The following is a 13720-nucleotide window of genomic DNA, read 5'->3' as shown; positions in this document are numbered from 1 at the left end:
AATTCCCGTAAACCCATTGCACGCGGCACTCCGCTATCCTGGGAGCATGAACGAAGACGACTTCTCCCGATTGCCACCGGCCGCCCAGGCCTATATCCGTGAACTCGAGGCACGCAACCGCCAGTTGGGCGAACGGATTGCCCATCTGGAGGAGCAGTTTCGTCTAGCGCAAAGCAAACGCTTCGCCCCGAGCAGCGAGAAACTCAAGGACCGCGTCTTTGACGAAGCCGAACAGATCGCAGCCGCCGAACCCGACGACGACTTCGACAGCACCGAAGACACGTTCACGCTACCCGACACTGGCCTGCCAGAGGTACCCGGGCCGGTAAGGAACAAACGCGGACGCAAGCCGCTGCCGGCGGACCTGCCACGCCAGCGCATTGAATACGACCTGCCCGAAGATCAGAGGGTTTGTCCATGTTGCGCGCACGCACTTCATCGCATGGGCGAAGAGGTCAGCGAGCAGTTGCATATCGAGGCGAAGGCGTCGGTGTTGCAGCATGTGCGATTCAAGTACGCGTGCCGCCACTGCGAACGAAACGCCGAACGCGCGCCGGTCATCACCGCATCGATGCCAGCGCAACCGTTGCCGGGCAGCAATGCCAGTGCGGCGATGATCGCCACCGTCACGGTGGGCAGGTACGTCGACGGCACGCCGCTGTACCGCATGGCGAACGCTCTGGTCCGCGCTGACATCGAAATCGGGCGCGGCACGCTGGCGAACTGGATCATCCGTCCCGCTGAACTGCACTACAGCGTGCGACCTGAAAGTCGCCTGAATTTCTGTCTCGCAGGAGAAAGTTTGACCTGATGATACCGGTTGTTCCATCAACCGTTCCCTACCTGGACATGCGGAGCCGGCAACAGCACCGTGTGAAGCTCCGGGGACAAAGTAGCCGCCGGGCCACCGGTACACCGAACCGCGAGGGGAGGTGAAATCTGCCTAGCACGAAGGCGTTGAGGCGCAAGGGATGAGCGGGTACGACCAACATACGTGAACTTCCGATAAACGTCGTTAGCAGTAGCAAGCCAAACGTGATGACAGGCTTGGACCAAAAGGTATGCGGTATGGAGTGGTCTTTACTGTATGGGCCACCATGGATGACAAGCCGCCGGCGAAGAGGAAGGGTCCACCCCGCTCGGAAATTCATGCGGAACAGGGTAAGCCCATAGTGCTGCCGGCAACGGCAGGCGAACCGCAAGGAACGCTGTTGGCACTGTGGGTAAAGGAGTGCGGAGAAAGCGAATGCCTGTCTGTAATGGACGGGATACGAGCCGAGACATTGCTCGACGCGAAAGCGGGCAGACTTCCGCATGGTCATTCATGGCGAGAGAACTTTGACAAATCGTTATACGAGGAAAAGCAGATGACGGCGAACGATGCGAAAGCGTCTGAAACTGGTGCGTCCTCGCACGCTGCACAGTTGTGGGATCAGGCGAACTGGCCGCACATCGAGGCAGAGGTGAAACGACTTCAGGCGCGTATCGCCAAGGCCGCCAGGGAAGGCAGGTGGGACAAGGCGAAAGTCTTGCAACGCCTGCTGACCCGCTCGCATAGCGCCAAGATGTTGGCCGTGAAGCGAGTGACGGAAAATCGAGGTAAGAGGACGCCGGGGGTGGACGGTAGAGTATGGTCATCTTCGGCGGCCAAATGGAAAGGAATGCTGTCGCTGCGTCATCGCGGCTATCGTGCGATGCCGCTGCGGCGTATTTATATTCCCAAGAGTAATGGAAAAAAGCGGCCTTTAGGAATCCCATGCATGCGGTGCCGGTCGATGCAGGCTTTGTGGAAGCTTGCTCTGGAACCCATCGCGGAGACCCTTGCAGACGCCAATTCCTACGGCTTTCGGCCGGAGCGCTCGACCGCCGATGCCATCGAACAGTGCTTCACCGTTCTGGCCAGACGCATTTCGCCAGAATGGGTTCTTGAGGGTGACATTCGAGGCTGTTTCGACAACTTCAGTCACTCCTGGTTTCTGAAGCATATACCGATGGATAAGGTGATCCTGCGTAAGTGGCTGGAAGCTGGCTATATCGATGAGGGAACCCTGTTCGAATCACGGGCTGGTACACCCCAAGGGGGTATCATCTCGCCCGTGATCGCGAATATGGCGCTAGATGGGTTGGAAGCTGCAGTTCACGCAAGTGTGGGTACATCCGCACGTGCCCGCAAAAGGGCCCAACTCAGCGTTATCCGCTATGCCGATGACTTTGTGGTGACTGGCGTATCGAAAGATGTGCTGGAACTCAAGGTGCTTCCTGCGGTCAGGCAGTTCATGGCCGTCCGAGGTCTGGAACTCTCGGAAGAGAAAACTAGAATCACACACATAGCGGCGGGTTTCGACTTCCTCGGCCAGAACGTACGTAAGTACGACGGCAAACTGCTGATCAAGCCAGCGAAAAAGAGCATCAAGTCGCTGACTGACAAGGTCGGGGCGATCATCAAGGGCAACGCGAGCGCCACGCAGGAAGCGTTGATACGCCAGCTCAACCCGGTCATCCGGGGATGGGCTCAGTATCACCGCCACATCGTGTCGAAAGCGACCTTCTCCTCGGTAGACTCGCACATTTGGCAACGGCTCTGGAAATGGGCGCAGCGTCGCCACCCCACGAAAGGAGTCCGGTGGGTCAAGCAACGGTACTTCCGGCAAGACGGGCAACGGTCCTGGGACTTTGAGACGAAGGGCTCAACCGAGGGCGACAGCCGCGGCCTGCAGCTCTTCCGCGCGGCGACGGTTGCGATACGGCGACACGTCAAGATCCGTGGATTGGCCAACCCGTTTGACCCGGCATGGGACACGTACTTTGCCCGCCGTCGAACCGAGAAACGTTCCGCCGGGAGGCCCGGTGCTCACAAAGGTGCCGACGGAATGGCTTGAGCCGTATGCGGGGTGACCCGCACGTACGGTTCTTAGGGGGCGGCGGCGCAGCAATGCGCCGCTGCTACCCGACCGGCTATATGAGGCTCTTCGCAGGACGCTGCTGTCGCAGCCGTTGATCCATGGTGACGAGACAACGGTACAGGTGCTCAAGGAGCCTGGCAAGGCTGCGCAGAGCACGTCGTACATGTGGGTGTACCGCAGTGCCGAAGACTGTCCGGAGCCTATCGTGCTGTTTGACTACCAGCCGGGGCGCGGCCAGGAATATCCCCGTACGTTCCTTGGCGGCTTTGAAGGCCTGCTGATGACCGACGGGTATGCCGCCTGGCGAACGCTCGAAGGCCCGACGCACTTCGGCTGCCTGGCTCACGCGCGCCGTGCCTTCGTCGACGCTCTCAAGGGCATGAAGAAACCCGGCGGTCGTGCCGCGCAGGCACTGGAGTACTTCAAGGCGCTGTATCAGGTCGAGACGCTGGCCAAAGCCGATTTGCCAGAAGGCGAGACGCGTGTCGATCACACGTACCGGCTGCGTCAGCAGCACAGCGTACCGCTGCTTGCCTCCTTCAGGGCGTGGCTCGACGAACAGGCCCCGCAGATCCTGCCCGAGAGCCTGCTCGGCAAGGCAATCTCATACACACGCAACCAGTGGATGTACCTTAGCAGGTACGTGAACGATGGGCGCGCCTCAGTCGACAACAATGTCATCGAACGTCTATGGATTTGAATCCATAGGCGCTCTTGTACTAAACCGCTGACGCGGTAGTAGGAGGTGGGCACAGATCTGTGGCTGACGTTTCATGAAGCGGGTCGTCTGGCGCTGAACCCCGGCGAGGCGGTGATCGATATCGCCAGGAGCAGTATGTGAACGCCCGGTTGGGCATTCCACCTACTGCTTCCAGGAGGCTCGCCATGACGCCACTGCGCCAACGCATGCTGCATGACATGCAGATCCGCAACCTTGCAGAGAATACCCAGAAGTCCTATCTGATTCAGGTATCCAGTTTCGCGCGCCACTTCCGCCGTTCGCCCGAACTGCTGGGTCCCGAGGAGATCCGGGCCTGGCTCATCTATCTCCGCGAAGAGCGCAAGCTGGCACCCGCCAGTCTCAGCCCGGCGATCGGTGCGCTGCGCTTTCTCTATCGCGTGACGCTCAAACGTGACTGGAGTGACGAGGATTTCCCATTGCCCAGGAAGCCGGTCCGCCTGCCGGTTGTCCTCAGCCTGGAGGAGATCACCACCTTCTTCGACTCGATCCCCAGCCTGAAGCATCGGACCATCCTGATGGTTGCCTACGCCGCCGGCCTGCGCGTGTCGGAAGTCGTCCACCTGAAGGTCACGGACATCGACAGCAAGCGCATGGTCATCCGTGTGAACCAGGGCAAGAACCGCAAGGATCGCTACGTAATGCTCTCGCCGCGTCTGCTTGAGATCCTCAGAACGTACTGGCAAGACGCTCACCCCCGCGGCTGGCTGTTTCCCGGTGATATTCCTGGACACCCCATCACTCGGGGCGCCGTCTCGCGAATCTGCGCTCTCGCTCGCCAACGATGTGGCATCCGGAAGCCGATAACACCGCATTCCTTGAGACATGCATTCGCGACTCATCTGCTCGAAGCCGGTACCGATGTGCGCAGGATCCAGCTGCTCATGGGCCATAGGTCCCTCGCGACTACTTCGCGCTACTTGAGAATCGCGACCAGCACCGTATGTGCGACAGCGAGTCCCTTCGATCTGCTGCCGCACCCCGCACCGATTCCATCGCCGCCACCTGCGCCCGAGTACTTCTGACGCCGGCGATGCGCCCGGCGCTCGAGGTGGCGGACATCCTTCGCCGCTGTGGTCCGCAGTATCGGCAGACCCACGCCGAGGGGCTCACTCGTGTCCAGCGGCGCGTGATGAGTGCAATCGAGCTTTGTCGTACCGCCGCGCTCGGCGGGCATGTCGAGCGGTGCGACGCGTGCGGCCATCAGCGCATCGCGTACGACTCGTGCCGCAATAGACATTGCCCAAAGTGCCAGTCGCTTGCACGTGCGCAATGGCTTGAACGCCGGCAGGCCGAGCTGCTTCCCGAGACCGAGTACTTCCATGTCGTCTTCACGCTTCCCGAACCCATCGCGGCTCTCGCGTACCAGAACAAACGCGTGCTCTACGACATGCTGTTTCGCGCCAGCGCCGAGACTCTTCGCACGATCGCTGCCGATCCGAAGCACCTGGGCGCCGAGATCGGCTTCATCACGATCCTGCACACGTGGGGGCAGAATCTGCTGCACCACCCGCACGTGCATTGTGTCGTGCCCGGTGGTGGCATCTCCCCGGACGGTGAACGCTGGATCGCCTGCCGCCCCGGCTTCTTCCTGCCTGTGCGGGTGCTCTCACGACTCTTTCGCCGACTGTTCCTCGAGCAGCTGCGCCGCGCTTTTGACGCTGGCATGCTTCGCCTGCACGGCCAGCTCGAGTTCCTGGGGGATGCCAGGGAATTCGCTGCCTGGCTTGCGCCCGCTGCCAAGTCTGAGTGGGTCGTCTACGCCAAGCCACCCTTTGGCGGTGCCGAACATGTGCTCGATTACCTGGGGCGCTATACCCATCGCGTCGCCATCTCCAATAACCGGCTGCTGGGTTTCGACGGAAACGGCGTGCAGTTCCGCTGGAAGGACTACCGGCACGAGGCCCGGCACAGGACCATGACGCTCACGGCTGACGAATTCATCCGCCGCTTCCTGCTGCACGTGCTGCCCGACGGCTTCAAGCGCATTCGCAGCTACGGCTGGCTCGCCAACTGCCACCGGGCGCAGCGCCTGGCCATCTGCCGGCACCTGCTCGGCGTCGAGCCGCCCGCCGCCGAATTACCCGCCAACGGAGAAGATTACCGCGACCGCTACCAGCGGCTCACCGGCAGGTCATTGCGTGACTGCCCCGTGTGCGGCAAGGGCCACATGGTCCGCATCGAAGGCGGCGTGCCCGGCATCCTTCCGCGGGCTCCGCCTGCTCCCGCCCATGTGCACTAGCCGATATCGACACTTTTGCCCAACACGCTCGCCTTGCCCGATCAGGCCTGCGTGCCCGAACTCGTGCCTTCGGTATGCTCTCGCAGCACAATGCTCCGAAACTTCGGCTTACCCGCCCACTGAAGCTCGCATTGCTGCCGCGCTCACGGTGCATCCCGCACTCGCTCGCCCTGAACCTCGGCGCGATAGTCACGCCCCGAGTATCGCGAACCACCGAGTCGTTCATTCAATGCCCATAGCCGCGACCGCCCGTGGAGCGGTTTAGCACAAACGTTTTTTTGATTACCGATCTCGGATTTGCCTCGCTTAGCCTGTTCAGGCGTCTGCGGCCGCGATCGCTAACCAAAAAAACCTCTGCTTTATCCGCCCATCGGAATTATGCACGGTCAAGACGGGGGCATTCGAATCGGGCTCATCAGTGAAGTGTCCTTCGTGACGAAGTATCCTCCGGTTGCTGAACATAATAAAAGGTGTTCTGCTGAGGGAGTCTATCGCACCGGAGGACATCACCATGTACGCCGATCACATGGGAGTTCGAACGTGGTACCAGCTCGAGGATAGTGTGCTCGCGCCGAGCAGGCAGGCATACATCGACTACCTTCTCGGTCACGGTTACGCGCTTCATACCATTGGGCATTACCTTGCCTGTTTGGCCCACTTCTCACGCTGGCTCACATTTCGTCACGTCGATCTTGATCAGATCAATGAGGAATTGATTCGCCAGTTCATCTCAGTTCACCTTCCAGACTGCGATTGTCCCGGACGGAGCGCATGCGCAGTGAATTTTACTCGTGCCGCACTCAGACACCTGCTCAAGATGCTTCGCGCGCAGGGGTTGATCCGCCCAAGATCATCACCGTTACCGAGCACCGTTGTCGATGAGCTGCGTCTTCTTGATGCATACCTTGCCGAGACTCGTGGCCTTGCAGCATCTACTCGCCGCAATCACCGCGATCGCATAGGCGAGTTTCTCGTCAATCACTTCGGTAACCGAAGCATCGACATGCGTCGAGTCAAACCGCGGGACGTACTAAATTTCGTCGTCGAGCGAAGCAAGGGCCTCAGCCCGAGGAGTGCCGGAGCGCTCGCCGGTAGCCTGCGCACCTATCTCCGTTACCGGCAGTCTGTGGGGGACCACACCGAATCCCTGATCGCTGCTATCCCCAAGGTGGCGGTGTGGTCGATGGCGCGCATACCGAGACTGTTGACGAAGGAGCAGATTTCACAATTTCTGCATGCTTTTGACACACGGACTCCATCAGGACAGCGGGGTTACGCCATGGCACGTTTGCTGGTGGATCTCGGGTTGCGCGCGGGAGAAGTGGCGGCACTTCAGCTCTCGGACATCGACTGGCGCGAGGGGACGTTGCGCATACAGGCAGCGAAGTGCAAGCGGGTAGATTTCCTGCCGCTACCCGTGCAAACAGGGCGTGCCTTGGCCAATTACGTGCACGATGGTCGAGGTCGAACTCCCAGCCGCGCACTTTTCGTGCGACATCGCGCTCCGTTCGATCGCCCGGTCACCTCAGCTGTCGTAGGCTGTTCGGTCAGACAGGCATATGCTCGATGTGGATGGCCGGCTACGTCGATGGGTCCGCACTTGTTGCGGCATTCGCTGGCCAGCCGCATGCTCAGCAACGGGGCTTCTCTCAAGGATATCGCGGACGTATTGCGTCACCGCAGCCTCAATACCACCATGATTTATTCCAAGATTGACTTCAATAGGTTGATAGCGATTGCGGCGGTGTGGCCGGAGGGCAGATCATGAGCTACTCGCGTACATTAACCGGTCACGTTCAGGACTATCTACGCGTCAAGCGGCAAATGGGATTCGAGTTGCGAAGTCAGGGGCCACAACTCCTGGCGTTCGTCCGCTTCGCCGAGCATTGCGGTCATCGGGGCCCGGTCACGCTGGATCTCATACTGCGCTGGGCGAGCGATACTCATTCTGAGCGTCCTATCACTGCCGCAAAGCGAGTCGAAGTGCTTCGCCCATTCACCCGGTACCTACAGCAATACGCCCCTGGTACGGAAGTCCCACCACCCAGGATGCTGGGCTCGACACACCATCGACCGGTACCTCATATCTACAGCGACGAGGAAGTCGATGCGCTGTTGATAGCCGCCAGACACTTGTCCCCGCGAGGAGGACTGCGTCCAGCGACCTACGAAACTCTGTTTGGCTTGCTTGCTGCTACGGGCATGCGTATTTCAGAGGCTTTGCGCCTTGAACGTTCGGACGTGATGCTTGAGCAAGGCATGCTGAGAGTACGCAACAGCAAATTCAAAAAATCCCGCCTGATTCCACTGCATGCAACGACCGTCGCAGCCCTTCAACGTTACGAGCATGCCCGTGACCAGTTTCTTCCGCTCGCTACAGATGACAACTTCTTCTTGTCAGGATGGGGGTGCGCATTAAAGATATGGAATGCAGAAGATGCATTTTCCACTTTGCGCAGACGTTTGGGCTGGGTCGCACGCGGCGATCACTCGGCACCGCGCATTCATGACTTGAGGCACACGTTCATATCGAATTGCCTGCTTCGCTGGTACCGACGGCAGATCAAGGTCGACAACGCGATCGCCGCGCTCTCCACCTATGTTGGCCATGTCCGGGTAACCGATACATACTGGTATATCAATACGATTCCCCAACTCATGGCCGTTGCGTCTCAGCGTTTCGAGCGCTATGCGCGGGAGATTGCAAATGAACATCCCTGACCCAGCAGCACGTTTCTCGGTCCTGCTTCAGCAGTTCTTCATGGACTATCTGATCGGGCAGCGCAACGTCAGTCCTCGTACCGTCGCCAGCTATCGCGACACCTTCCGCCTGCTTTTCCATTTCGCCGAACAGCACGTCGGCAGGCCACCCCACAAACTACGACTGACTGACTTCAACGCAGGTCTGATTCTAGATTTCCTGAACCATCTGGAAGTCGGTCGGCACAACACGATTCGTAGCCGCAACGCGCGCCTTGCAGCGGTCCGGTCTTTCGCGCACTATGCAGCGTTGCAGGAGCCTTCTGCTTTACCCGTCCTTCAGGGGGTGCTGGCCATCCCCATGAAACGCTTCGACCGCCCAATGGTCGGTTTTCTCAGTCGTGAGGAAATGCAATGTATCCTTGCTGCTCCCAACGCGGATACCTGGTGCGGGAAACGCGATCAGGCTATGCTGGCTACGCTCTACAATACGGGCGCGCGCGTATCTGAGCTCACATCCATGCGTGTCAAGGATGTCACTTTGGGCCGCGGTTCCTGCGTTCTCCTGCACGGAAAGGGTCGAAAGGAGCGCACGCTCCCACTGTGGAACGACACTGCGAAACTGCTGCGCCGCTGGTTACGGCAGATCAATCCGGACCCGCAGCAATGGCTCTTTCCCAACAGGTCCGGTGGACAGATGACGCGAGCCGGAGTCACCGACCGCTTAAAACTGGCGGCGGCAACCGCTTCCGAGGGTTATCCGCCGCTCAAGGCGCGACACGTATCTCCGCATGTTGTGAGACACGCGACCGCGATGCATATGCTTCAGGGCGGCGTAGACCTGTCGTTGATTGCCTTATGGCTCGGTCACGAAAGCCCTGCAACAACTCACATGTATATCGAAGCTGACCTAGCCATGAAGCAGCGCGCACTCAGTGCCATTCAACCTGTCCAATTCAGACAGCGGCGGTTTCGCCCACCGCGCGATCTTCTGGCCTTCCTCGATCGACTATGATTATGCTCGCTTCATAGGGGGCTCGTTGTCATCAAGACCCGGACTTACTGACGCATATCGAGGTGCCGACTGAGAGCAAACGCGAACAACTTTGAATCGTAAATATGGTCGGCACTCGGAAGTCTGCATAATTCCGATGGGCGGATAAGAGCGCGACATCCGGCCATTCTGCACTGGCAGATCCTCATGGCTGTTCAGCGACACGGTTGCCGGAGCGAAAGCGAGTGCAATGGTCTACAGCCTAGTGCTCACGTGTCGGGCCTGCAATGTCGAGCCCTACGCATATCTCGTGCATGTGCTGACCGAATTACCTCAGCGCCCGCCAGATGCCGATGTCACCGACCTGTTGCCCTTCAACTTCGCCAAGCTCACGGCCGCTGCACCTAACCCCGCTTGATCCGGGTGCATTGAAGCAAACTTCATTGATTGACCTGATGCGGTGAGACATGATCGTCCACCGCGCCGGCATGCCAATTCCGTGTGCTAGATTGCGCGCTTACGTTGTACCTGCCCGCCATGGCGATGCTTTCGTTGCTGGGCGGACGGGAGTTTGGAGGCATAGGTATCATCCCCAACGGGTAGGGACATGCTGACTGTTGTGGCGGTTGCGCTGGTTTTCTATCGGTGGGGCGTAAGAAGTGGGCTACGCACCACATACCTGAACGAACACGCATCTCCAGAAACCGCCGATACAGATCGCTTCGGCGCCGGCTTCGATCGCGGGCCACCATGCGTCGATGTTGCGGCGCGCGCGATCGAGTCCCGCGTCCTGTGCGTTCAGGTGATAGTCGGTCGCGCCGCAGCAGCCCGCTTCGCTGATGGGCGTCACGCTGATCCCGAGCCGGTCGAGCACGCGCGCCGCCGCCGCATTGGTGTTCGGCGACAGCGATTGCTGCACGCAGCCTTCGAGCATCAGCACGCGCCGCGCGTGACGCGGCGCCGGGCGCGGCTTCGCGGGCACGGCGGCGTGCTTCGGAATCTTCGCCTGCGCGGTAGCGGGCAAGAGCGGCCGTATGGCGCGCCCCGTCTTGAGCAGCGCATCGAATACGGCGGGTCGCGGAATCACCGCGCGCAGGCCCTTGCGCGTCAACCGTTCGCCGACGGGCCGCTCGACGCGGCGCTCCAGCTCGGCGCGTCCGATGTCGAGCAGCCGGTGATACGTGACGCCCGATGGACACGTCGTTTCGCAATTGCGGCACGTGAGGCAGCGGTCGAGATGCAGTTGCGTCCTGTCGCTGACGGGCTCGCCTTCGAGCAGTTGCTTGATCAGGTAGATGCGCCCGCGCGGCCCGTCGAGTTCGTTGCCGAGCAGTTGATAGGTCGGGCACGTCGCATTGCAGAAGCCGCAATGCACGCACGAACGCAAGATGCTTTCCGCTTCTGCGGCGTCGGGCAGCGCTTTCGCGTGAGAGTCGAGATTCGTTTGCATGATTGCGTTCGCTTCAAAGGTCGGCGTACAGGCGGCCGGGGTTCAGCACGCCGCTCGGATCGAGGCGGCGTTTCAGTTGATGCTGATAGCGCAGCAGCGGCGCGGCGAGGGGGTGAAACGGCTCGCGCTCCAGCGACGGCGTGAAGCACGTCGCGTGTCCGCCTGCCGCGTGCGCGAGCTGGCGAATGTCGGCGGCTTGCGCGTCGCTCCTGAGCCAGCGCTGCGCGCCCGCCCAGTCGATCAGCACATCGCCGGGCAGCGGCATCAGCGGCGTCGCATTCGGCAGCGACAGCCGCCACAGCGGCCTTGTGTCGGTACCGTTGTCGAAAAACGGCAGACGATGATCGCGCAAAGCATCCCAGAACGCGCAGTCGATTTCTGCACCGCCGATCCGGTCCACCGCCGACTTCACCGATCCGCTGCCGCCTTCGAGCCGCACATGCAGCTTGCCGTCGAAATAGCACGCGCCCGTCACGGGCAGCGCGGCCTTGCGCCACGCCGATAATTCCTGCAGCGCTTGCTCAGCGCCGAGCGTGAGCGCGAACGTGCGCCGCTCGCGCGGCTTCGGCAGCACTTTCAGCGACACTTCCGTCAGCACGCCGAGCGAACCGAAACTGCCCGCGAGCAGACGCGACATGTCGTAGCCCGCGACGTTCTTCATCACCTGGCCGCCGAAGCGCAGATGGTCTCCATCGGCCGTGATGACGCGGCAGCCGAGCACGAAGTCGCGCATCGAGCCCGCCCACGGACGGCGTGGCCCAGAAAGCCCGCTCGCAACCGCGCCGCCGATCGTTCCCGTGCTGTTGAAGAGCGGCGGCTCGCACGGCAGCATCTGATCGGCGTCGTCGAGCACGGTGTTCAATTCGACAAGCGGCGTTCCCGCGCGCTCAGTGATCACGAGTTCGGTCGGGTCGTACGCGACGATGCCGCGATGCGAGCGCGTATCGAGTTCCTCGCCCTGCACGTCGCGGCCCAGAAAGCGCTTGCTGTCGCTGCCGCGAATGCGCAACGGCGTGTGCTGGGCGATCGCGCGCTGAACCTGCGCGATGAGGCGCGCGCTGTCGTCCATTGAATCGAATTCGCGTCGCATCAGAAGCGCTCCAGTTCGGCAAACGGCAGCTTGCCGTGATGAATATGCATCGCACCGAATTCCGCGCAGCGATGCAGCGTCGGAATGTTCTTGCCGGGATTGAGCAGGCCGTCGGGATCGAATGCGGCTTTCAGCGAATGGAACAGCGTGAGTTCTTCGCTGCTGAACTGCACGCACATCTGATTGATCTTCTCGCGTCCGACGCCATGTTCGCCCGTGATGCTTCCGCCGACGTCGACGCACAGTTCGAGGATCTTCGCGCCGAGCGTTTCGGCGCGCTCCATTTCGCCCGGTGCGTTCGCATCGAAGAGAATCAGCGGATGCATGTTGCCGTCGCCCGCATGAAAGACGTTGGCGACGCGCAGGCCATATTCGTCCGACAGCGCCGCGATGCCGCGCAGCACGCGCGCCAGTTCGCGGCGCGGGATCGTGCCGTCCATGCAGTAGTAATCGGGCGACACGCGGCCCACGGCGGGGAACGCATTTTTGCGGCCAGCCCAGAAGCGCTGGCGTTCGGCTTCGTCCTTCGCAACGCGGATATCGGTCGCGCCCGCTTCGCGCAGCAATGCGCCGACGCGTTCGCAATCTTCCTGCACGTCGGATTCCGCGCCGTCGAGTTCGCACAGCAGGATTGCTTCGGCATCGACGGGATAGCCCGCGTGGATGAAGTCCTCGGCGGCGCGGATCGCGAGATTGTCCATCATTTCGAGGCCGCCTGGAATCACGCCCGCGCCAATGATCCGCGCGACGGCCGCGCCCGCTTTTTCTACGTCGTCGAAACTCGCGAGCAGCACCTTCGCGCTTTGCGGCTTCGTCAACAGCTTCACGGTGACTTCCGTGACGATGCCGAGCATGCCTTCGGATCCCGCCAACAGCGCGAGCAGGTCGAAGCCGGGCGAGTCGAGCGCTTCGGAGCCGATCGTCAGGCGCTCGCCGTCGATGGTCATCACTTCGAGCTTCAGGATGTTGTGCACCGTCAAGCCGTATTTCAGGCAGTGCACGCCGCCCGCGTTCTCGGCGACATTGCCGCCGATCGAGCATGCAATCTGCGAGGACGGATCGGGCGCGTAGTAGAGGCCGTGAATCGCGGCTGCCTGCGAGATCGAGAGATTGCGCACGCCGGGCTGCACGCGCGCGATCGACGCTTCGGGGTCGATGTGCAGAATGCGGTTGAAGCGCGCCATCACGAGCAGGATGCCCTGTTCGAGCGGCAGCGCGCCGCCCGACAGCCCCGTGCCCGCGCCGCGCGCGACGACGGGCACTTTGCGCGCCGCGGCGAATTTCAGCAGCGCCTGCACTTGCTCGATCGAGTCGGGCAGCGCGACCATCATCGGTGTCGTGCGATAGGCGGAAAGTCCGTCGCATTCGAACGGACGCAGATCCTCCCGGTCGTGCAGCAGTTGCATGCCGGGCATGACGCGCTGCAACTCGGCAACCAGCGCGGCTTTATCGTGCGAGGGAAGGGGGCCGTCGATCCGTTCGTCGTAGGCGTAGCTCATGGGGTGTCTCCGTGGACGCTCATGCCTGTTCGCGTGCCGCTTATCCGTGTAGCCGCCGATTGTTCCCGTGTCGTATTGTGATGTCGATGGATGAACCAAGTGG

The 13720-nt window shown here is 61.2% G+C and carries 8 protein-coding genes and 4 pseudogenes; 9 read left to right on the top strand and 3 right to left on the bottom strand.

Features of this window, described 5'->3' with window-relative positions; all coding sequences use genetic code 11:
- Positions 1-46: 46 nt before the first annotated feature.
- The 9 genes and pseudogenes from BPHY_RS36955 to BPHY_RS40810 all read left to right on the top strand — a co-directional run.
- Positions 47-757, top strand: a pseudogene (locus BPHY_RS36955) (transposase); the annotation flags it as partial.
- A gap of 610 nt (positions 758-1367) precedes the next feature.
- The gene (gene ltrA, locus BPHY_RS36950; protein ID WP_012406574.1) at positions 1368-2879 is read left to right on the top strand and encodes a group II intron reverse transcriptase/maturase; all 1512 of its coding nucleotides are present in this window, start codon (positions 1368-1370) and stop codon (positions 2877-2879) included.
- Between the two features lie 73 nt (positions 2880-2952).
- Positions 2953-3591: pseudogene (tnpC, locus tag BPHY_RS36945) on the top strand (IS66 family transposase); the annotation flags it as partial.
- Positions 3592-3788: 197 nt separating this feature from the next.
- The gene (locus tag BPHY_RS36940; protein ID WP_012405792.1) at positions 3789-4667 is read left to right on the top strand and encodes a tyrosine-type recombinase/integrase; all 879 of its coding nucleotides are present in this window, start codon (positions 3789-3791) and stop codon (positions 4665-4667) included.
- 8 nt (positions 4668-4675) lie between these two features.
- Entirely contained in the window at positions 4676-5884 is a 1209-nt protein-coding gene (locus BPHY_RS36935) for an IS91 family transposase (RefSeq protein WP_012405793.1), read from the top strand.
- A 511-nt stretch (positions 5885-6395) separates the two neighbouring features.
- The gene (locus BPHY_RS36930; protein ID WP_012406573.1) at positions 6396-7652 is read left to right on the top strand and encodes a site-specific integrase; all 1257 of its coding nucleotides are present in this window, start codon (positions 6396-6398) and stop codon (positions 7650-7652) included.
- Positions 7649-8605, top strand: coding sequence for a tyrosine-type recombinase/integrase (locus BPHY_RS36925; protein WP_012406572.1), 957 nt, complete (start codon positions 7649-7651; stop codon positions 8603-8605). The genes BPHY_RS36930 and BPHY_RS36925 overlap by 4 nt, the downstream gene beginning before the upstream one ends.
- A complete protein-coding gene (locus BPHY_RS36920) occupies positions 8592-9599 on the top strand; it encodes a site-specific integrase (protein ID WP_012406571.1) in 1008 nt (335 codons plus the stop codon). Before BPHY_RS36925 ends, BPHY_RS36920 begins: the two co-directional genes overlap by 14 nt.
- Positions 9600-9747: 148 nt before the next feature.
- Positions 9748-9996 (top strand): annotated as a pseudogene (locus tag BPHY_RS40810) (transposase domain-containing protein); the annotation flags it as partial.
- Positions 9997-10293: 297 nt separating this feature from the next.
- Here BPHY_RS40810 and glcF read toward each other — a convergent pair.
- From glcF to glcD, 3 genes and pseudogenes are all read right to left on the bottom strand, one after another.
- Positions 10294-11028: pseudogene (gene glcF / locus BPHY_RS36915) on the bottom strand (glycolate oxidase subunit GlcF); the annotation flags it as partial.
- 13 nt (positions 11029-11041) lie between these two features.
- Positions 11042-12118, bottom strand: coding sequence for a glycolate oxidase subunit GlcE (gene glcE, locus BPHY_RS36910; protein ID WP_012406569.1), 1077 nt, complete (start codon positions 12116-12118; stop codon positions 11042-11044).
- The gene (gene glcD, locus BPHY_RS36905; protein WP_012406568.1) at positions 12118-13617 is read right to left on the bottom strand and encodes a glycolate oxidase subunit GlcD; all 1500 of its coding nucleotides are present in this window, start codon (positions 13615-13617) and stop codon (positions 12118-12120) included. The genes glcE and glcD overlap by 1 nt, the downstream gene beginning before the upstream one ends.
- Between the last annotated feature and the right edge of the window lie 103 nt (positions 13618-13720).

This window comes from Paraburkholderia phymatum STM815 (assembly GCF_000020045.1).
Lineage (GTDB): Bacteria > Pseudomonadota > Gammaproteobacteria > Burkholderiales > Burkholderiaceae > Paraburkholderia > Paraburkholderia phymatum.
This window is presented reverse-complemented; position numbering and strand designations above follow the sequence as displayed.